The organism is Acidovorax sp. 69, assembly GCF_002797445.1.
Taxonomy (GTDB): domain Bacteria; phylum Pseudomonadota; class Gammaproteobacteria; order Burkholderiales; family Burkholderiaceae_C; genus Acidovorax.
Map to the genome: position 1 here is coordinate 3,287,292 of NZ_PGEP01000001.1, position 18,140 is coordinate 3,305,431.

Here is an 18,140-nt window from a genome sequence, read left to right on the forward strand (position 1 = left end):
TACAGCTGCGCAGCGCCCAAAGCAGGCGCACGCAGCCACCGTGTTGGCCGGTATCCGGGCTGGCGGAACACCCCCAATGCCTTCCCATGTGCTTGTTCAAGGCACGCAGTGGCGTATGGATGGAGAGAGAATCGGATGATTCGTCCGCTGACCGTTGCGGGGGCAGCGCAGGCTGGGTGCGCCATGCGTGGCGCCTCCTCCCTGCTTCCCGTTGAACTGCGGCATGTGAACCACGCTGCGAGCACCAACTCTGCGATTTTACGACCGTTTACAACCCGCAACCGGAGGATGCGTCCTTCGCCAATGCCTTCAAGCCCCTCTGCGGCCAGTGGGGGCGCCCAGCGTCGCGGGCCGTGCTGCGACGCACAACCTGCCAATCCCCAGCGACCAGAGGTCGCTCTTTGACTCACTATGCACCTCGATCGAGCTGGCAAATGCCAAGCGCGCTGAGGAAATAGCGGGAGACACGCCCTACAATCAAAGGCTGTATGGCCACACCGTTCCCTACCGACCAGATCGCCGACCGCGTTGAGCGCCTGCTGCTGCGCCATGCGGAATTGCAACGCACCAATGCGCTCCTGGCAGACCAGGTGACGGCATTGACGCAGGAGCGGGATTCGCTCAAGTCACGCCTGAGTGCTGCGCGCGCGCGCGTGGATGCTCTGCTTGAACGCCTTCCCGCAGCCGCGCCGCCCACGAAAGAAGCCGAATGAAACAAATCGAGGTGCAGATACTGCAGCAAAGCTATCTGCTGACCTGCCCCGAGGGTCACGAGAGCCGCTTGCTGGATGCCGTAGAACGCGTGGACACCGCCATGACCCGCATCCGCGATGCTGGCAAGGTCCGCGCCCGTGAACGCATCGCCGTGCTGGCGGCCTTGAACCTGGCCTTCGAGATCGCGGACCGCGAGGCGGCCGATCTTGTGGCGGGCGCGGCACAAACAACCACAGCACCGACGGCCGCGATCATGAGCCCCGGACAGCAGGAAACACGCTTGCCGGACGAGGATCAACATCGTCTGCACTCCCTCGTGCAACGGCTGGACCAGGCCCTGGGCGAAGACGGCCGCCTGCTCTAGCAAACAAAGGAGACGAGGCGCACTCCACCAGCCTCGGATCTATTGAGCAACGGCGCTCCACCCAAAAATTCCATGCTGCGTGCACGATAAACGTTAAAGCTTACGGGCTTTACATATCACCTCCTCTACAGCACGCTGTGCCTGCGCCTACAATCACAGCGTCTGCGAAGCTGTCGGGCCTTATATTTCCTTGAACCAATGCTCAACGAGCTCGGGCTTGGTACATTGCCCGGCGAGCGTGATCATCTCGCGTCAGATGAACCCAACGCTTGGCTGCCCTCGCCCACCTGAACCCCCGGTTCAGGATGAGGGTCCGGCGGCATTCGCAGACACCTTCTTGCCCATGCCCCTGTCTTCGCACTCTGCTGCTGCCACATCCCGGACAGGGCATCGTCCCGCCGCTCCCCTTTTCTTCTTTCTCTTCACGCCATGCTGGACCCTCTCCTGATCGTTGAACTCGGTGTGCTGGGCCTTGCCACAGGCTTTTTAGCAGGTCTGCTTGGCATTGGCGGAGGCATGCTGCTGGTGCCATTCCTGACCTATATCCTGGGCGCTCAGAAGGTGGCCCCGGACCTGGCTGTGAAGATGGCCATCGCCACATCGATGGCCACCATCATGTTCACGTCGATATCCAGCGTACGTGCCCATCACAAGCGTGGCGCGGTGCAATGGAACATTGTCAAACGCCTGGCCCCCGGCATTGTGCTCGGTGGATTCGTAGCCAGCCTCGGTGTGTTTGCATTGCTCAAGGGGTCCTTCCTGGCCATCTTCTTCGCACTGTTCGTCAGCTTCTCGGCCACCCAGATGTTCCTGGACAAGAAGCCCGCTCCCACACGCCAGATGCCCGGTGGCGGAGGTCAAGTGGCTGCTGGCGGTGTGATCGGATTCCTGTCGGGCCTGGTCGGGGCAGGCGGGGGCTTTGTGAGCGTGCCGTTCATGACCTGGTGCAATGTGCCCATTCACAATGCAGTAGCCACCAGTGCGGCGCTCGGATTTCCAATTGCTCTGGCGAACGTGATCGGCTACGTGATCAGCGGACAGACCGTGGCGGGATTACCTGCCGCATCCCTGGGCTACATCTGGCTGCCCGCCCTGGCCGTGATTGCCACCTGCAGTGTCCTGACGGCCCCTTTGGGAGCAAAGGCGGCACACAATCTTCCCGTGAAGCAGCTCAAGCGCGTTTTCGCATCCCTGCTGTTTGGTCTGGCAGCCTACATGCTTTGGAAGGGCCTATCAGCGGCTTGAGGGCCGCAAAGGCTCAAGCATTCAGTGGCTGATTGACTGATTGGCCGGCATTCCTGACCCTCAGCCGTACTCCGCCAACCTTCAGGTATTGAGCGGCCTGTGTTTGCCCTGCGCCTTCAGCGGCAAAGGCTCGCGCAGCATGGCGCGAAACTTCTCTGCAGGAAGCCCCGGCGCACACAAGAACCCTTGATAGTGCTCACATTGCATTTGCTGCAGCACGGCCTGCTGAGTTTCCGTTTCAACGCCTTCTGCGACCACCTCAATGTGCAGGGCGCGCCCCATGCTGATGATGGCACTCACGATGGCGCGGTCGCCATCATCGTCGGGTAACCCACGCACAAAAGACTGGTCGATCTTGAGCTTGTGGATCGGCAGCTTCTTGAGATAGGCCAGACTGGAATAACCCGTGCCGAAATCATCAATGGCCAGACCGATGCCCAGGTCGGCCAGTACACGCAAACGCTGCTCCATCTCTTGCGCGTCCTGCAGCAAGATCGTTTCCGTAAGCTCCAGCTCCAGCAGGGTCGGAGGCAGTTGGTGCACCGCCAGCAAACGCGTGATCCGCTCCACAAAATCTGGCTGGCGAAACTCCAGTGCCGACACATTCACGGAAATCATGATCGGCATGCCGCTGTGCATCCACACCGCAGCCTCACGCACCGCCTGCTCCATCACCCAGGCGCCCAGAGTCACGATATAGCCAGACTCCTCCGCCAAGGGAATGAACACGCCGGGAGACACCGAGCCAAATTCGGGATCGGTCCAACGGATCAGCGCTTCTGCGCCAGTAATTCGCCCCGTCGCCATATTGACCTGAGGCTGATAGTGCACCGCCATGCGCTGCAAGCCCAGCGCCTGTCGCATGGCGTGCTCCATCCGCATTCGGGCCAGCAGGTTGGCATTCATCTGCGGCTGATAGAACCCGTAACTGCCGCGTCCACGCTCCTTGACCCGGTACATCGCGGTGTCGGACTGCTTGATGAGGTCATCCAGCGAAGTGCCGTCTTGCGGATACAGCGCAATGCCGATACTGCACTGGATCGAAAAGCCCATGCTGTCCAGCATGAAGGGCTTGAGCATGTCGTCCAGGATGCGGCGCGCCACGCTCTCGGCCACAGCCGCATCGCCGCCATGCAGGTAAATCACAAACTCGTCCCCACCCAGTCGGCACAGCATGTCGGTCTGCCGCAGGCAGGTCTGCAGGCGCTCGGCCACGAGTTGCAGCACCCTATCGCCAAATGGATGCCCCAGGGAGTCATTGATGATCTTGAAACGGTCCATGTCGAGGAACAGGATCGCAAATCCGGTGTCGCTCTGACGCGCGCCCTGAATGGCGGTGTCTACCCGCTGGGACAGCAGCAGTCGGTTGGGCAGACCAGTGAGCACGTCGCTGTAGGCCAGTTCCTCGATGCGTTTTTGCGCCGCATGCTGCAGCGTGAGATCACGCATGAAACCAATGCTCTGCACAAGCCGGCCTTCATCGTCACGCAACGCGACCCAGGACAACTGCACGGCACAGTAGGCCCCGTTGTCCCGAGGGAGCCAAAGCTCCCCTTCCCAGAAACCTTCACGCGCCCAGCCTTGCAGCACCTGCTCCATGAATGACGCGTCTGCCCCTCCGCCAAACAGCGAGGCGGCCATGCACCCTTCGAATGTCTTGGCGGCAGGCCCGACAAGGCGCTCGCAACCGGGGTTCATGCGCATGATCCGGTGGTGGCTGTCAGCAATGAAGATGGCATCCAGACTGGACTCGAACACACGCGCGGCGAGGCGCAGACTGGCCTGCATTTCAGCCTGTCGCGTGATGTCGCGGTACGAATAAACACGCCCTACCGGACGGCCCTGGCTGAACTGTGGCACCGAGCGCATCTCCAGAACCACGCCGTTGCGCAGCTCCAGGATATCTGTGCTCTCCTGCATCGGCTCGCGCTCAATGGCGGACATACGCTCTGCATAGGCACGGCCATCGGCCACCTGTTGCGCCATGCAGGCGTATACCGCGGCATCATCACGCGCCAGTAGCAGATCTCGCGGCAGCGCCCAGAGCTGTGCCAGCCTCTGGTTGAATGCGCGCACGCTGCGATCAAGACCACAGACCAACATGCCATCGGCGGCAGAATCCAAGGTGGCCCGCAATTCGGACAGGAGGGTTTCCAGTTCACGCTCGGTTGCGTCCTGGGTGCTCCTGTCGAGCATGGTCAACATAAAAGCCATACCCCCATCCGAACCCCAAGGTACGCGCGTCACGCGCCGGTCCACAGGCACCAGCATGCCATCCGCACGCAAAAGGCTGGTGTAGGAATGGATGCCATCGGCAATCACTTGGGGAGGCTCGGCCCAAAAGGCAAGGTCTTGGGGCGTAGCCGCCAAGCTCAGAACCGACGCACCCACCATGGCGGCAGCAGGCACACCAATCAGGCGCTCAGCAGCAGCATTAGCAAGCAAGATGACCCGAAGGGCTTCATCCACCAGCCAAACAGCCTCCTGCAATCCATCCAGCCAGCCATACGATTGTGGATCAGTCACGCGCCCGCCTCATCAGGATCGGGGCTGACTGCTCGCTCAAAAAAGTAACAAATACGCTGCCGGGGCGACAGATAGTCCAAGGCATCACGTGGCAGCTGCGCAGGCTTGAGACTGCGCCGGATTCCCAGCTCCGGGACCGTTTCCAGATCCAGAATCGGTGCCTCGTCCTTGGGAATCCGCGAGTCATGCACGATGACCCTGGGCCTCAGAGGCCGCGAAGAATTCACCGATGCGACGATCGCATAGCGGTCATTCACCAGCTGAACAATGGAACCCGGGGGATATACCCCCATCATGCGTATGAAGGCCCCCAGTACGACAGAATCAAATCGCGCCTTGAGCTGGGCAAAAATGACCGACAACGCCTCATGGGGCGTGAGTGCATCCACCCCAACGGCAGGATTGCACATTCGGTCGTACCGGTTGACGAGAGCCAGCACCTGGCTCGTGCGCCCAAGGTCTGCCCCCGACAACCGCAGCGGAAAACCGCTGCCATCCGCCATCTCATGGTGCCGGGCAACGGCCGTCAGCACAGCATCGGAGAGTCCCATGCGCTTGGCCATTGCCACCGACTCCCCCACATGGGTTTCATAGCGCGAGCGCTCCATCAATGGCATCGAAGGTGTCGGCTGGCGCAGGTTGGGCGGGAGCTTGAGCTTGCCCAGATCGTGAATGAGTGCAGCCACACCCAAGTCGTGCAGCTCGGCACTTTGCATGCCCAGTGAACGCCCCAGCAACAGGGAGATGACCATCACATTGATGGGATGCAATGCGTTGCGCTCACCCACGCCTTCCGACAGCAGCCGGATGACAGAGTCACCGTTTTCCAGCAGTTCCGAAACACAGCCAGATACCAGCGCTTCGCCCTTGTCGCGCGCCTGGTCCGGGTGGTCAGACACCGCGCGTTCCAAAGCCTGGTACTGGCGCGTTGCCTCTGCAAATCTCTGATTGCAAGCGGCCAAAGCACGATTCTGCGCATCTAGCAACAGACGCCTGCGTGCAGCCTCTGGATCAACGGCAGCGGGGACACCTGGAGTCTCCAGGCCGTTGGTGGGCGGCGAGATCATCTCCGGCACACTCCAAGCAGCGGGCACCAACTCCTTGAGCGCGGGGTCACTCTTCTTGGGGACATACCGTACCTCGGTCAGCCCCAGCCCACGCAGCGTAGTGATCTGATCTGCCGATGCCACCCGAAAGCTACTGACCGGGAAGGGATGATGCATCCAGCCTACATCAAGCTGGATGTACATACCGACCCGCAGTTGGCTGATGTCAATAAGGATGGAAGAGTTCACTTCAGGCGGCCGCGAAACATGGAGACATCAATGCCACCAATAGTTACGCAGATTATCACCAGTTCCGCAGGCTTGTCTAAGAAGTGCAGCGCCATCGCGGCGATTCGGCAACACTTCGGAAACACTGATAGCCCCGGTCAGGAGAGACACCTCCGGTGCTCGCGCAACCCCGCGACAGACCGCCCAAAATGATCAGCGGCACCAGAGTGAAGGCTTGTAGATCAGGTCCATCCAAAGTGCCCAGGCAGCCACTGAACAGAGCAAACCCCCAGCAACCCGAGTCCCCCATTCAGCCCGCGCTGTATTGAGACGGCTCTTGAGGCGAGTCCATGCCCACGGCCCGGCCAATAGCCAGACACCACTGCCGACAGCAAACAGCATCATGGTCAAAGCCCCTTCCAGTGCGCCGCCACTCAACGCCGCAACCAGAAGTGCCGAATACAACAAGCCACAGGGCATCAAGGCCCACAGGACACCTGCGGCGAACACGCCTCCGGGAGCACCAACCAGGGGTCTGACTCGCACCCACACCACACGACCTGTCCGCTCCACCCAGGCCGGCTGGCGAGATTGCACCATCATCATGAGCCCCCAGGCCATGACGGCCACGTGCATCAAGGTCCATGCCGGGCGCAAAGCTGTGGATTGCTGAGTGAGCCAAGCAAGGCTGTCCATCGCCAGGGCAGCCAAAGCACCAGCTGCGGCGTAGCCCATCAAACGGCCCACATGAAAGGCAGCAGTACGCCGCACCAGACCGCCACGCGGTGCCCAATGCAAGACTACTGGCTCGGATCTGCCCGCCACCGCCTGGCTGGAAGCCGCCTGCCCTACCAAAGCACCGCAGGGAGCTGAACACATGGCGAGGCAATGGGACCCGCCAGCGAGCCCCATGAGCAAGGCAGTCGAGGCAACCGTTGCGAGCATAGAGACTAGATGATGCGCGAAAACCGGGCGCGGTTGCGATCTGCCTGCAGGTAGCGGTCAAACACCATAGCGATACCACGCACGAAGAACCATCCCATGGCCGTAACCTCAATGCCTTCAGGCCCCACACGTACCAGGCCCTGCTCCGCCATGCCTTCCAGCTGGGCAATCTCTGCCGCAAAATACTGCCGGAAGTCGATCAGCCAAGCCTGCTCCATGGACTCATACAACAGCTCGCCCTGGCACATCAAGGCCATGATGGCCGCGCGGCGCACCAAGTCATCGCGCGTCAGCGCCAAACCGCGTACGACAGGAAGACGCCCCTGGTCAAGGAAGTCGTAGTACTCTTCCAACGTCTTGGAATTCTGGCTGTAGGTGGCACCTACTCGCCCAATCGCAGAAACCCCGAGCCCGATCAAATCACAGTCCGGTTGTGTGCTGTAGCCCTGAAAATTCCGATGCAGGCGCCCCTGCCGCTTGGCCACGGCCAGGGCATCTGAGGGAAGAGCGAAGTGGTCCATGCCCACATACACGTACCCGGCGTCCATGAAAGCATCCAGCGACCGCGAGAGCATGGAAAGCTTGCTTGATGCCGTCGGCAGCTCGGCAGAAATGATGCGCCGTTGGGGCTTGAAACGCTCAGGAAGGTGCGCGTAGGCATACAACGCAATGCGATCTGGCCGCAACTGGACCACCTGCGCCAACGTCCGGTCAAACGACTCGGGGGTCTGGCGCGACAAACCGTAAATCAGGTCCACATTCACTGAGTCGAAACCCAACGAGCGCGCAGACTCCACCAACGCAAACACCTGCTCGGCAGGTTGTATACGGTGTACGGCCTTTTGCACTTCGGCGTCAAAATCCTGCACACCAAAACTAAGTCTGTTAAACCCCAGCTCAGCCAACAGTGCCAACCGATCCGCATTGACGGTGCGAGGATCCACCTCAATGGAGTATTCCCCCCCAGGCGCAAGGGTGAAACTGCGCTTGAGCATGGACATGAGTTCGCGCAGTCCCGCGTCGGACAAAAACGTCGGCGTGCCTCCACCCAGATGCAGCTGACTCACCACCTGCCCAACACCACAGTGCGCAGTGTGCAGATCAATCTCGCGGCTCAGGTAGCGCAAATAGACATCTGCGCGATCGTGGTGCTTGGTAATGATCTTGTTGCAAGCGCAGTAGTAGCACAGCGACTCGCAGAAGGGAATGTGCACATAGATGGACAGCGGAAGCGCTTTGGCCACGGACCCAGAACGGCGTTGCTCCAGCGCCAGAACATAGTCGTCCTGCCCAAACGCCTCGACAAAACGGTCGGCTGTCGGATAGGAGGTATAGCGGGGTCCTGGCACGTCAAAACGGCGCAGGAGATCGGGCGAAACAGCAGTCATGGGGGAATATCCTTGCGTACACCCTGACTGTGCCGTACCCTCTGGATCATGTCCTTGACCTGCATCAAGCGAACGAATGGGCCAACCAGCGACAATTTGATGCATGTCAGTCGCTCAACCGCCCCTTGAGGCTTTGTCGCCGTACCGAACCGGGCGCGATATGCTCGACACCTAAACCTAGCTCACGCCTATGAACCCGCTCACCATCAAAGTCGCCTGCTCCAACTGCAACCTGCGAGAGCTGTGTATGCCCGTAGGCTTGAACGAAGAGCAGTTACAGCGCATCGATGAAGTTGTCGCCGTTCGACGCAAGATCAAGCGCGGCAGCACGTTGTTTCGCAATGGCGAATCCTTCACCTCACTGTACGCCATACGCACCGGTTTTTTCAAGACCTGCGTGGCTACCGAGGATGGGCGCGATCAGGTCACGGGCTTTCAGATGGCGGGTGAAATCATCGGCCTTGACGGCATCGTGAACGACCACCACACCTGCGATGCCGTGGCCTTGGAAGACGCCGAAGTTTGCGTCATGCCATTCGACCGCATCGAAGAGCTGTCCCGCGAAGTCACGGCCTTGCAGCACCATGTGCACAAAATCATGAGCCGCGAAATCGTGCGCGAACATGGTGTCATGCTGCTGCTAGGCAGCATGCGCGCTGAAGAACGTCTCGCGGCGTTTCTGCTGAATCTGGTGCAGCGTCTGCATGCACGCGGGTTCTCCCAGTCTGAATTGGTGCTGCGCATGACCCGCGAGGAAATCGGCAGCTACCTTGGCCTCAAACTCGAAACGGTCAGCCGCACGTTCTCAAAGTTTGTGGAAGAAGGCATTGTGGAAGTCAAGCAGCGCCACGTCCGCATCCTGGACACGGATGCCCTCAAGCGGATCGTGAACAGCCAGCAGGCCTGCCACTGACCTGACCAGCTGCGGCCGCACTGCAGCCAACAGGCTCTAATACACCCAAGGCGCTCGCGTCAGCGCCTCACGAACACGAGGGTGTCTTGCGACAGTCGTCAGGCCGCTCACCGTCAGGCACCGGGCAACGATTGACCTCAAAGGGCGACATCGCCAGCAACGTGGTCAACGCACTGGATGCCAGCGTGATGATCCAGAACGCGAAGAACGCCAGGGTATAAACACCCTGTCTTGAGAGCGCCAAGGGCTGCCCAAACCAATGCAGGTCCTGCGGATCGACCATTGCAAAAACAAGCATCTCCAGCACTCCCGCCATTAAAAAAGCGGGCCATGCTATCCACATTAGGCGTTGCATCCACATATCAGTCCTGACTCCTTGTACGGACTGCCCAACAACGGCAGCGCCGGATGTTCACTGAACTCAGCGCGGCTGGTCTTGCACCGGCGTAGCTGCATGGTTACGGGCCTTCATGGCCGGTGCCAAGCTCTTTTCTGGCGCTTCCAGCGTCTTGTTGATCTCGATGCCTTTGCGGTAGTAATCCTCGGCAATCACCGGATCGGGCCGCGAAACCGCGAGCCATAAGGTCACAAAGCCGGCAACGATCACGATGGCCGGCCCGGCAAGCACCAGCCAGACATGGCCGAACTTCCACCAAGGTGCCGCTGCCGTAGATCCAATGGCTGGGTTTGAAGACATGCGATTTACTCCTCAACAATCTCGATCAACACAAGGCCAAAACGACCTTGCACAAGGATGCCACTCAGCGCGGCACCAAAAACACAGATTTCTCAGTGACATGAGCGGCAGCCCCGACCGCGCCCACATCAAATTGAACGGCATGGGAACCCGGTGTGGCGGATCCATACGGTATTTGCAGCCGCACAGCCACCCAGCGTGACTCGGCAGGTCCAATGTCCACTTCAGCCTCTGAAGACACTTCCAATCCATCCAGACCACGAGCGCTGATACGGTAGCGCTGCTCGCCCTCGGTTGCATTCATGATCTGCAGGCGGTAGATGTTCTCCAACTTGCCTCCGGCCACGATGCGCGAAAGTGCGGCACGATCTCGTACAACGTCCACTTTCAGCGGAGTGCGCGTGACCAGGCTGGCAAGCATGGCCAAGCAGAGCGCCACCAACACCGCGCTATAGATCAGCACACGGGGACGCAACACGCGTCGAAAAATCTGCGACTGCGTCCAGCGCTGGGCCACACCGTTCTGGGTGGAATAGCGAATCAGTCCCTTCGGGTAGTGCATCTTGTCCATGACGGTGTTGCACGCATCCACACAAAGACCACAACCAATGCACTCGTACTGCAAGCCCTTGCGGATATCAATACCCACCGGGCACACCTGGACACACAGCGTGCAGTCGATGCAATCACCCAGGCCCTTGGCCTTGTAATCCACTGTCTTGGTACGCGGACCTCGGGGCTCGCCCCGCTCCACGTCGTAGCTCACGATCAGGGTGTCCTTGTCAAACATGGCACTCTGGAAACGAGCATAGGGGCACATGTACTTGCACACCTGCTCGCGCATGAAACCTGCATTGCCGTAAGTGGCAAAGCCATAAAAAAGCACCCAGAAGAGTTGCCAGCCGCCCTCCAGGATCAGCAACTCGCTGCCCAGCTCACGAATAGGCACAAAGTAGCCCACGAACGTGAAGCCCGTCCAAAGAGCCACCGCAATCCAGACGATTTGCTTGAGGAATTTCTTGCGGACCTTCTCAAAGGTCCAGGGGCCATTGTCCAGTCTCAGACGCGCACTGCGATCGCCCTCAATCTTGTGCTCGATCCACATGAACATCTCTGTGTAGACCGTTTGCGGGCAGGCAAAGCCACACCACAAACGCCCTGCCACCGCCGTGAACAGGAACAACGACAGCGCCGAGATGATCAGCAACCCGGTGAGATAGATGAAATCCTGCGGGTACAGCACCAACCCGAAGATGTAGAACCGGCGAGCCCCCAGGTCAAACAGCACCATCTGGCGCTGCCCCCATTCAAACCAGGGCAGCCCATAAAACACGATCTGCGTGAGGAACACCATGCCCCAGCGCCACCGCGCAAACAAACCGCTGATGGAGCGCGGGTATATCTTCTTCTGGGCTTCGTAGAGCGAGACGATTTCGCCCTCAGAAGACGCATCGGGCGCGACTGGCGTGATGGGAATGACCTTGCGAGCAGGCTCGCTGGGTGGCTTCATGGTGTCGCTCTACAAACGTGGGTACGAACTCGAAAAGAACCGGGCGGCAACCAAGCGGTTGCCGCCTGTGGGGTCAGCGCGCTGCAGCCACCTGCTTGTTCGACAAACCCCAGACGTAAGCCGACAGCACACCGATCTGCGCTTCTGTCAGCTTATCTGCCTGTGCAGGCATCTGGTTCACCTTGCCATTGTTGATCATGGCAGTGATCGCGGCCTCGCCCCAGCCATGCAACCAAATGTCATCGGTCAGGTTGGGTGCACCCAAGGCCTGATTGCCCTTGCCGTCCATACCATGGCAGGCTGCGCAGGCTGTGAACTTGGACTTGCCCAGCGATGCACGCAGCGAATCGTGCGGGCTGCCTGACAGGCTGAGCACGTAATGCGACAGGTTGCGCACGTCTTCAGGCGTACCAACGGCCGCAGCCATAGGAGGCATGTTGCCAATGCGCCCCTTCTCCAGCGTTTCGCGGATTTTTTCGGGGGCGCCGCCGTGCAACCAGTCGCCATCGGTCAGATTAGGGAAGCCCTTGCTGCCGCGTGCATCGGAGCCATGGCACTGCGCGCAATTGTTCATGAACAGGCGCTCGCCAATGGCGTGGGCCTGGGGGTCCACGGCCACTTCTTCGGGCTTCATGGATGCAAAACGGGCATACAGCGGCTCAAGTTCTGTCTTGGCCTTGGCCATTTCAGCCTCATATTCGCCTTTTTGCGTCCAATTCAGTTTGCCCGTGAAGGTGCCCAAACCAGGGTATGCAGCCAAGTAGCCCAGGCCAAACACAATGGTGATAACGAACAACCACACCCACCAGCGTGGCAGGGGGTTGTTCATTTCGACCAGGTCCTCGTCCCAGACGTGGCCCGTGGTGTTGTCGGCCGTGGCCATAACCTTCTTGCGGCCTGCCATCCAAAGCAGAATGCCACAGGCAATGATGCCGACCAAGGTCAGCGTGGTCACAAAGACCGACCAGAAATTGCTGGTGAAGTCACTCATGGGGTGTTCTCGTTCTGGTGAAGGTCAATCTTGCTCGAAGGGCAGTCGGGCCGCCTCATCGAACCGGGACTTGTTGCGGCCCCTGTAGGCCCAGACCCAGATGCCAATAAAGCAAGCCATCGATGCCAGTGTGGCGACGATGCGCATGGTCGTGATGTCCATGGCAAATCTCCTTTACTTGAGCGCGCGGCCCATGACTTGCAGGTAAGCGATAAGGGCGTCCTGCTCGGACTTGCCCTTGACTTCACCCGCTGCTGCGTTGATCTGCTCATCGGTGTAAGGAACACCCACGGTGCGCAGCGCCTTCATGCGGGGAGCCATTACGCTCGGATCGACCTGATTTTTCTCCAGCCAGGGATACGCAGGCATATTGGACTCTGGCACCACGTCACGCGGATTGTTCAGGTGGATGCGATGCCATTCGTCGCTGTACTTGCCACCCACACGGTGCAGATCGGGGCCTGTGCGCTTGCTACCCCACTGGAAGGGATGGTCATACACGAACTCGCCAGCCACCGAGTAGTGGCCATAGCGCAGCGTTTCGGCGCGAAAGGGACGGATCATCTGCGAGTGGCAGTTATAGCAACCCTCGCGGATGTAGACGTCGCGGCCAGCCAGTTGCATGGCGTTATAGGGCTCCACACCCTTGACCGCTTCGGTCGTGGACTTCTGGAAAAAAAGCGGCACGATCTCTACCAAACCGCCAATGGCGATCACGAGCAGGATCAGCACGATCATCAGGAAGTTGTTGGTTTCCACCTTTTCATGGGAGAAGCCGGTCGAATTCGATGGGTTGTTGTTTGACATGAGTTATCTCCTTCGGCTCAGGCGTGGGCCGCATTCACGGCAGGGATCGCCACCTTGACCGAACGGCCCGAGATCGCCGTCATCCAAACGTTCCAGGCCATGACCAACATGCCACCCAGGTACAGCAGACCACCGGCCACGCGGATCACATAGAACGGATAGGTCGCCTTCACGCTTTCCACAAAGGTGTAGGTGAGCGTGCCGTCAGGGTTGATGGCGCGCCACATCAGACCTTGCATCACACCGGCAATCCACATGGCTGCGATGTACAGCACGATGCCGATGGTGGCCATCCAGAAGTGCAGCTCGATCGCCTTCATGGAATGCATCTTTTCCCTGCCGAACAGGCGGGGCACCAGGTAGTACAGCGAACCCATCGAAATAAGACCCACCCAACCCAAGGCACCAGAGTGCACGTGACCAATGGTCCAGTCGGTGTAATGACTCAGGGCATTGACGGTCTTGATGGACATCATCGGACCTTCAAACGTGGACATGCCATAGAACGACAAGGACACGATCAGGAAGCGCAGGATAGGGTCGTCACGCAGTTTGTGCCATGCACCCGACAGCGTCATGATCCCGTTGATCATGCCGCCCCAGCTGGGGGCCAACAGAATCAGGGAGAACACCATGCCCACGGATTGCGTCCAGTCAGGCAGCGCGGTGTAGTGCAGGTGGTGAGGACCCGCCCACATGTACGTGAAGATCAGGGCCCAGAAGTGCACGATCGACAGGCGGTACGAGTACACGGGACGGCCAGCCTGCTTGGGAATGAAGTAATACATCATGCCCAGGAAGCCAGCGGTCAAGAAGAAGCCCACGGCATTGTGGCCATACCACCACTGCACCATGGCGTCCTGCACACCGGCGTAGGCAGAGTAGCTCTTCATGAAGCCGGCGGGAATCGCAGCACTGTTCACCACGTGGAGCAAAGCCACGGCCAGGATGAACGCACCAAAGAACCAGTTGGCTACATAGATGTGCTTGACCTTGCGCACACCAATCGTGCCAAAGAACACGATGGCATACGACACCCAGACCAGCGTGATCAGGATGTCAATCGGCCATTCCAGTTCCGCGTATTCCTTGCCTTGGGTGTAACCCAGCGGCAAGCTGATGACAGCACCGGCAATGACCAGCACCCAACCCCAAAAGGTGAATGCCGCCAAGGGACCCGCAAACAAGCGGACCTGGCAGGTGCGCTGCACCACGTAGTAGCTGGTGGCAAACAGTGCGCTACCGCCAAACCCAAAGATCACCGCATTCGTGTGCAGGGGTCGCAAGCGGCCATAACTGAGCCAGGGTATGCCAAAGTTGAGTTCTGGCCAGGCAAGTTGGGCGGCGATGATGACGCCCACCAGCATGCCAACCACCCCCACAACCACGGCCAAGATAGAAAACTGCCGCACGACCGTATCGTTGTAGTGCGCAGCATTTGTTTTTGGAGAATCCATCGGGCACCTCTTTGTATTGCGGTAAGAGTTTGTTGCAGTCGGGGCTATCGGGCATTGACACAAGTCAACCGTCTCTGAGAATACGCTCACCCTCTTGTTCCACGCTCTCGAACTGACCGTGGTAAACCGCCCACCACAGCCCGCCCAGAATCAACAGAACCAACATCACGGACAGCGGGATAAGGAGATAAAGGATGTCCATCAGACGGGCTCCAAGGTTGTCTTCGAGAGGTTCAAGGGCGGTGGTGGCGGGTTGCCAGCAGAAGGGACCGAGGACTGTTCCAAAGACCCCTCCTCCACCCGCAGCGTGCTCCGCACCCCAGGCAATGGGGGCAGGTCACGGGCCAGGCGCGCCGCATTGAGCACCACCAACAATGAACTCAACGCCATGCCCAGACCGGCAAGCCAGGCGGGCATCCAGCCCACCACAGCCAGCGGAACACACAACGCGTTGTAGCCAGCGGCCCACCACAGGTTCTGCCGCACGACCCGCAGGGTCCGGCGCGCCAACAAAACCGTCTGAGGCACCAGCATGAGGCTGCTGCCCAGCACAACAAAATCAGCCCGCGACTGCGCCAGTGGAACCGCGCGACCAAAGGCGAACGATACATGTGCACCCGCCAGCACCGGCCCATCATTGAGGCCATCCCCCACCATGGCCACCTGGCGCCCCCCCTCCTGCAGCGCCCGCAATGCAGCCAGCTTACCTTGAGGCGTGCACTCGCCCTGCGCTTGCCCGATGCCAGCCTGCGCGGCCACACGCTCCACGGCACCTCGGCGGTCGCCAGACAGCAGGTGTACCGCAACGCCTTCATGTTGCAATGATGCGACTACGACAGAAGCCTCGGGACGCAGGTCCTCCACCAGATCAAACCGAGCCAGCTCCAAGGCAACACCATCAGCCCCCTGCTCCGAGAGCACCACATGCAACGCAACACCCTCATCCTGCAACGCAACACCCGCATGGCGGGCAGAACCCAGCCGAACCCTGCGCGCGGAATGAGCCCCAGCAACATCTTTGACGGTCGCCGTCAGCCCCAAGCCCGCTTCTTCCTGCAGGTCCGCAACGACCCAGCGCCGCTCCGGCAGTCTTGTCGCGGCAGCCACCACCGCGCGCGATACGGGGTGCATCGATTGCCGCGCCAGCGCAGCCGCCAACACCAGGGCATCGTCAGCACTCCAAGCACCCGTGGTGTGCACAGCCTGCAACGCCATGCCGTCACGGGTCAGCGTTCCCGTCTTGTCAAACACCACCGTGTCCACATGGGCAAGCGCCTCCAGCCCTTGCAGGTTGCGCACCAGTACACCGTGACGAGCCAGCGTGCCCGCCGCCGTCAGCATGGCCACGGGTGTCGCGAGCGAAAGCGCACAAGGACAGGTCACAATCAGGACGGCCACGGCCACCATGAGCGCATGCCCTGGGTCAGACGGCCACCAGTACACAGCGGCCAGCGCCGCTGCCAGCAACACCGCCATCAGAAATGGCCGCGCAATGCGATCTGCCAACTGGGCAAGGCGGGGCTTTTGCAACGAAGCACTTTCCATCAAGGCCACGATCTGTGCGAACCGTGTCTGGCCTCCCGTGCCCTCTACCAGCACCTCGACGGGCGACTGCAGGTTGTAGCTCCCCGCAGTCACTGTGCTACCCATCGGGCGTGGTACCGGGGTGGACTCACCCGTCAGCAGCGCTTCATCGGCATGCGTATTACCCACCGTGATGCGTCCGTCGGCAGGAAAAGCCTCGCCCGGCAGCACACGAATGGTGTCGCCCGCAACGATACGGCGGGTGGCCACGCGGACGAAACCGCCCGCCTTATCGCGCCGCTCCACACTGTCGGGCAAGCGATTCATCACCGCCTCTAGCGCTCCTGCCGTTCGATCACGCAGGCGCAACTCCAGCCAGCGGCCGGTGAGCAGGAAGAAGACGAACATGGTCAAGGAGTCGTAATAAACCTCCTTGCCAAAAATGCCACCCGGATCAAACGTGCCGGCAGTACTGACCAGGAAAGTGATCGCCATGCCCAACGCCACCGGCAGGTCCATACTGACCCGGCGCAGCCGCACATCGCGCAACGCACTGGCAAAGAAGGGGCCACACGAGAAAACCACCATGGGCAAGGAGATCACCCAGGAAGCCCAGCGCAGCAATTGCTCCATCTCCCCCGTCAGATCGCCCGGCTGCGCCACATAGGCAGGCCATGCATACATCATCACCTGCATCATGCAAAAGCCTGCCACCAGCCAGCGCCACAGCGCACGGCGACTCTCACGCAGGCGTTGCCCACGCGCAAAGGCGTCCATAGCGGGCATGGCGCGATAGCCTGCGTTCTGCACCGCCTTCATCCACTGCGAGGGAAGCACCTGGCCCGGCTGCCACACCACCCGCGCCCGGCGCGTGGCAGAACTCACGTCGGCCTGCAATACCCCTGGCACGGCGCGCAAGGCATCTTCAATGGTGAGCGCGCAGGCGGCGCAATGCATGCCATCGAGCACCACCTGCGAATCCCACGCGGTGGATGCAGGGTCCAGAGGCGCACCGCCATCGGCGGCCGCAGCCAGCGGGCCGCCCGCCGAGGTGCAGGGGCGACCAAACGCCAGCCATTCCTGCGGATCGTCCAACAATTGCGTCTGTGTGGCTGGCGCCGGGTCAGTCGCACCATCAAACAAGTGCACCGGATGTGAAGCCGGCGCACCGGGTCGAAACATTGACATGGTTCAAGCCTATCTTTGGGACATGACAGGTACATTGACCTGCATCAAGTCCCGGAACATGATTCATCCTAAGCTTGTTACATCACTTTGAGGAGCCCTATATGTACAAACGCATCCTGATTGCAACGGACGGTTCGGCCTTGTCTGACAAGGCGGTGGAACATGGTCTGTCTCTGGCCGAACTCACAGGCGCTACCGTGGTAGCGCTCAAGGTGGTGCCCCGCTACCCACGCAGCTACTTTGAGGGTGGCATGCCCGTCGACATGAACGACGTGAAACGCATTGAATCCCAATGGGGCGACGCAGCACAGGCCATGGTTGACGGCGTGAAGGCCAAGGGCGGTGCCCAGGGCGTGACGGTAAAGGCCGTCGTTGCCAAGTCGGACCTGGTGGCAGAAGCCGTCATCTCTGCCGCCAAGAAGCACAAGTGCGACCTGATCGTGATGGCTTCACATGGTCGCAAAGGCCTCAAGCGCCTGTTGCTGGGCAGCGAAACGCAGCATGTCCTGACGCACTCGCACATTCCCGTGCTGGTGTTGCGTTAAGCACAAAAATGGCCTCCGGCGCATATCCTTAAAGCGCTAGCAGCTACAAAAT

General features: G+C 60.2%; 18 protein-coding genes and 1 riboswitch. Of the genes, 5 read left to right on the top strand and 13 right to left on the bottom strand.

Translation table 11 applies throughout. The features are described 5' to 3' along the window. Window positions 1-27 precede the first annotated feature (27 nt). A riboswitch (cobalamin riboswitch) is annotated at window positions 28-264 on the bottom strand. Between the two features lie 224 nt (window positions 265-488). The 3 genes from CLU85_RS15035 (at window position 489) to CLU85_RS15045 (ending at window position 2,323) form a co-directional block, all read left to right on the top strand. Next, window positions 489-713 (top strand): DUF904 domain-containing protein, encoded by a 225-nt coding sequence (locus CLU85_RS15035; RefSeq protein ID WP_100410965.1) that lies wholly within the window; start codon window positions 489-491, stop codon window positions 711-713. Further along, window positions 710-1,078: a cell division protein ZapA gene (locus CLU85_RS15040; protein ID WP_100410966.1), complete on the top strand. Its 369-nt coding sequence runs from the start codon at window positions 710-712 to the stop codon at window positions 1,076-1,078. Before CLU85_RS15035 ends, CLU85_RS15040 begins: the two co-directional genes overlap by 4 nt. A gap of 429 nt (window positions 1,079-1,507) precedes the next feature. Then, a complete protein-coding gene (locus CLU85_RS15045; RefSeq protein WP_100410967.1) occupies window positions 1,508-2,323 on the top strand; it encodes a sulfite exporter TauE/SafE family protein in 816 nt (271 codons plus the stop codon). Window positions 2,324-2,404: 81 nt separating this feature from the next. Here the strand turns inward: CLU85_RS15045 and CLU85_RS15050 are convergent, their stop codons facing one another. The 4 genes from CLU85_RS15050 to hemN form a co-directional block, all read right to left on the bottom strand. Further along, on the bottom strand, window positions 2,405-4,849 hold the full coding sequence (locus CLU85_RS15050; RefSeq protein ID WP_100410968.1) for an EAL domain-containing protein: 2,445 nt from the start codon (window positions 4,847-4,849) through the stop codon (window positions 2,405-2,407). Then, a complete protein-coding gene (locus CLU85_RS15055; RefSeq protein ID WP_100410969.1) occupies window positions 4,846-6,144 on the bottom strand; it encodes an HD-GYP domain-containing protein in 1,299 nt (432 codons plus the stop codon). Before CLU85_RS15055 ends, CLU85_RS15050 begins: the two co-directional genes overlap by 4 nt. Before the next feature lie 192 nt (window positions 6,145-6,336). Beyond that, window positions 6,337-7,068 (bottom strand): sulfite exporter TauE/SafE family protein, encoded by a 732-nt coding sequence (locus CLU85_RS15060; RefSeq protein WP_100410970.1) that lies wholly within the window; start codon window positions 7,066-7,068, stop codon window positions 6,337-6,339. Window positions 7,069-7,073: 5 nt separating this feature from the next. After that, a complete protein-coding gene (gene hemN, locus CLU85_RS15065; protein WP_100410971.1) occupies window positions 7,074-8,456 on the bottom strand; it encodes an oxygen-independent coproporphyrinogen III oxidase in 1,383 nt (460 codons plus the stop codon). A gap of 190 nt (window positions 8,457-8,646) precedes the next feature. Between hemN and fnr the strand changes: the two genes are divergently transcribed. Further along, window positions 8,647-9,369 carry a fumarate/nitrate reduction transcriptional regulator Fnr gene (gene fnr / locus CLU85_RS15070; RefSeq protein WP_100410972.1) on the top strand — a complete coding sequence of 241 codons (723 nt, stop codon included), beginning with the start codon at window positions 8,647-8,649 and terminating at the stop codon, window positions 9,367-9,369. Window positions 9,370-9,436: 67 nt separating this feature from the next. On the opposite strand, the gene CLU85_RS15075 is transcribed toward fnr, so the two are convergent. The 9 genes from CLU85_RS15075 to CLU85_RS15115 form a co-directional block, all read right to left on the bottom strand. Then, window positions 9,437-9,730 (bottom strand): hypothetical protein, encoded by a 294-nt coding sequence (locus CLU85_RS15075; RefSeq protein WP_100410973.1) that lies wholly within the window; start codon window positions 9,728-9,730, stop codon window positions 9,437-9,439. A 60-nt stretch (window positions 9,731-9,790) separates the two neighbouring features. After that, window positions 9,791-10,066 carry a FixH family protein gene (locus CLU85_RS15080; RefSeq protein WP_100410974.1) on the bottom strand — a complete coding sequence of 92 codons (276 nt, stop codon included), beginning with the start codon at window positions 10,064-10,066 and terminating at the stop codon, window positions 9,791-9,793. 64 nt (window positions 10,067-10,130) lie between these two features. Then, complete coding sequence (gene ccoG / locus CLU85_RS15085) at window positions 10,131-11,576, bottom strand: cytochrome c oxidase accessory protein CcoG (RefSeq protein WP_100410975.1); 1,446 nt, start codon at window positions 11,574-11,576, stop codon at window positions 10,131-10,133. Window positions 11,577-11,649: 73 nt separating this feature from the next. Then, complete coding sequence (ccoP, locus tag CLU85_RS15090) at window positions 11,650-12,567, bottom strand: cytochrome-c oxidase, cbb3-type subunit III (RefSeq protein WP_100410976.1); 918 nt, start codon at window positions 12,565-12,567, stop codon at window positions 11,650-11,652. Window positions 12,568-12,591: 24 nt separating this feature from the next. After that, window positions 12,592-12,729, bottom strand: coding sequence for a cbb3-type cytochrome c oxidase subunit 3 (locus CLU85_RS15095; RefSeq protein ID WP_026435691.1), 138 nt, complete (start codon window positions 12,727-12,729; stop codon window positions 12,592-12,594). A 12-nt stretch (window positions 12,730-12,741) separates the two neighbouring features. Continuing rightward, window positions 12,742-13,374, bottom strand: a complete 633-nt coding sequence (ccoO, locus tag CLU85_RS15100; protein ID WP_100410977.1) for a cytochrome-c oxidase, cbb3-type subunit II — start codon at window positions 13,372-13,374, stop codon at window positions 12,742-12,744. A 17-nt stretch (window positions 13,375-13,391) separates the two neighbouring features. Beyond that, window positions 13,392-14,831 carry a cytochrome-c oxidase, cbb3-type subunit I gene (gene ccoN, locus CLU85_RS15105; RefSeq protein ID WP_100410978.1) on the bottom strand — a complete coding sequence of 480 codons (1,440 nt, stop codon included), beginning with the start codon at window positions 14,829-14,831 and terminating at the stop codon, window positions 13,392-13,394. Window positions 14,832-14,895: 64 nt separating this feature from the next. Next, a complete protein-coding gene (ccoS, locus tag CLU85_RS15110; protein ID WP_010460651.1) occupies window positions 14,896-15,033 on the bottom strand; it encodes a cbb3-type cytochrome oxidase assembly protein CcoS in 138 nt (45 codons plus the stop codon). Then, on the bottom strand, window positions 15,033-17,537 hold the full coding sequence (locus CLU85_RS15115; RefSeq protein ID WP_100410979.1) for a cation-translocating P-type ATPase: 2,505 nt from the start codon (window positions 17,535-17,537) through the stop codon (window positions 15,033-15,035). The genes ccoS and CLU85_RS15115 overlap by 1 nt, the downstream gene beginning before the upstream one ends. 107 nt (window positions 17,538-17,644) lie before the next feature. Here CLU85_RS15115 and CLU85_RS15120 point away from each other — a divergent pair, with 107 nt between their 5' ends. Next, the gene (locus CLU85_RS15120; RefSeq protein WP_100410980.1) at window positions 17,645-18,088 is read left to right on the top strand and encodes a universal stress protein; all 444 of its coding nucleotides are present in this window, start codon (window positions 17,645-17,647) and stop codon (window positions 18,086-18,088) included. Window positions 18,089-18,140: the final 52 nt, after the last annotated feature.

What these genes read in the sequence shown, in the direction of transcription:
- ccoN (WP_100410978.1), bottom strand. Translation starts at nt 14,831, where the DNA reads ATGGATTCTCCAAAAACAAATGCTGCGCACTACAACGATACGGTCGTG.
- CLU85_RS15095 (WP_026435691.1), bottom strand. Translation starts at nt 12,729, where the DNA reads ATGGACATCACGACCATGCGCATCGTCGCCACACTGGCATCGATGGCT.
- CLU85_RS15115 (WP_100410979.1), bottom strand. Translation starts at nt 17,537, where the DNA reads ATGTTTCGACCCGGTGCGCCGGCTTCACATCCGGTGCACTTGTTTGAT.
- CLU85_RS15080 (WP_100410974.1), bottom strand. Translation starts at nt 10,066, where the DNA reads ATGTCTTCAAACCCAGCCATTGGATCTACGGCAGCGGCACCTTGGTGG.
- CLU85_RS15035 (WP_100410965.1), top strand. Translation starts at nt 489, where the DNA reads ATGGCCACACCGTTCCCTACCGACCAGATCGCCGACCGCGTTGAGCGC.
- CLU85_RS15040 (WP_100410966.1), top strand. Translation starts at nt 710, where the DNA reads ATGAAACAAATCGAGGTGCAGATACTGCAGCAAAGCTATCTGCTGACC.
- ccoP (WP_100410976.1), bottom strand. Translation starts at nt 12,567, where the DNA reads ATGAGTGACTTCACCAGCAATTTCTGGTCGGTCTTTGTGACCACGCTG.
- ccoG (WP_100410975.1), bottom strand. Translation starts at nt 11,576, where the DNA reads ATGAAGCCACCCAGCGAGCCTGCTCGCAAGGTCATTCCCATCACGCCA.
- fnr (WP_100410972.1), top strand. Translation starts at nt 8,647, where the DNA reads ATGAACCCGCTCACCATCAAAGTCGCCTGCTCCAACTGCAACCTGCGA.
- CLU85_RS15120 (WP_100410980.1), top strand. Translation starts at nt 17,645, where the DNA reads ATGTACAAACGCATCCTGATTGCAACGGACGGTTCGGCCTTGTCTGAC.
- ccoS (WP_010460651.1), bottom strand. Translation starts at nt 15,033, where the DNA reads ATGGACATCCTTTATCTCCTTATCCCGCTGTCCGTGATGTTGGTTCTG.
- CLU85_RS15075 (WP_100410973.1), bottom strand. Translation starts at nt 9,730, where the DNA reads ATGTGGATGCAACGCCTAATGTGGATAGCATGGCCCGCTTTTTTAATG.
- CLU85_RS15060 (WP_100410970.1), bottom strand. Translation starts at nt 7,068, where the DNA reads ATGCTCGCAACGGTTGCCTCGACTGCCTTGCTCATGGGGCTCGCTGGC.
- hemN (WP_100410971.1), bottom strand. Translation starts at nt 8,456, where the DNA reads ATGACTGCTGTTTCGCCCGATCTCCTGCGCCGTTTTGACGTGCCAGGA.
- ccoO (WP_100410977.1), bottom strand. Translation starts at nt 13,374, where the DNA reads ATGTCAAACAACAACCCATCGAATTCGACCGGCTTCTCCCATGAAAAG.
- CLU85_RS15045 (WP_100410967.1), top strand. Translation starts at nt 1,508, where the DNA reads ATGCTGGACCCTCTCCTGATCGTTGAACTCGGTGTGCTGGGCCTTGCC.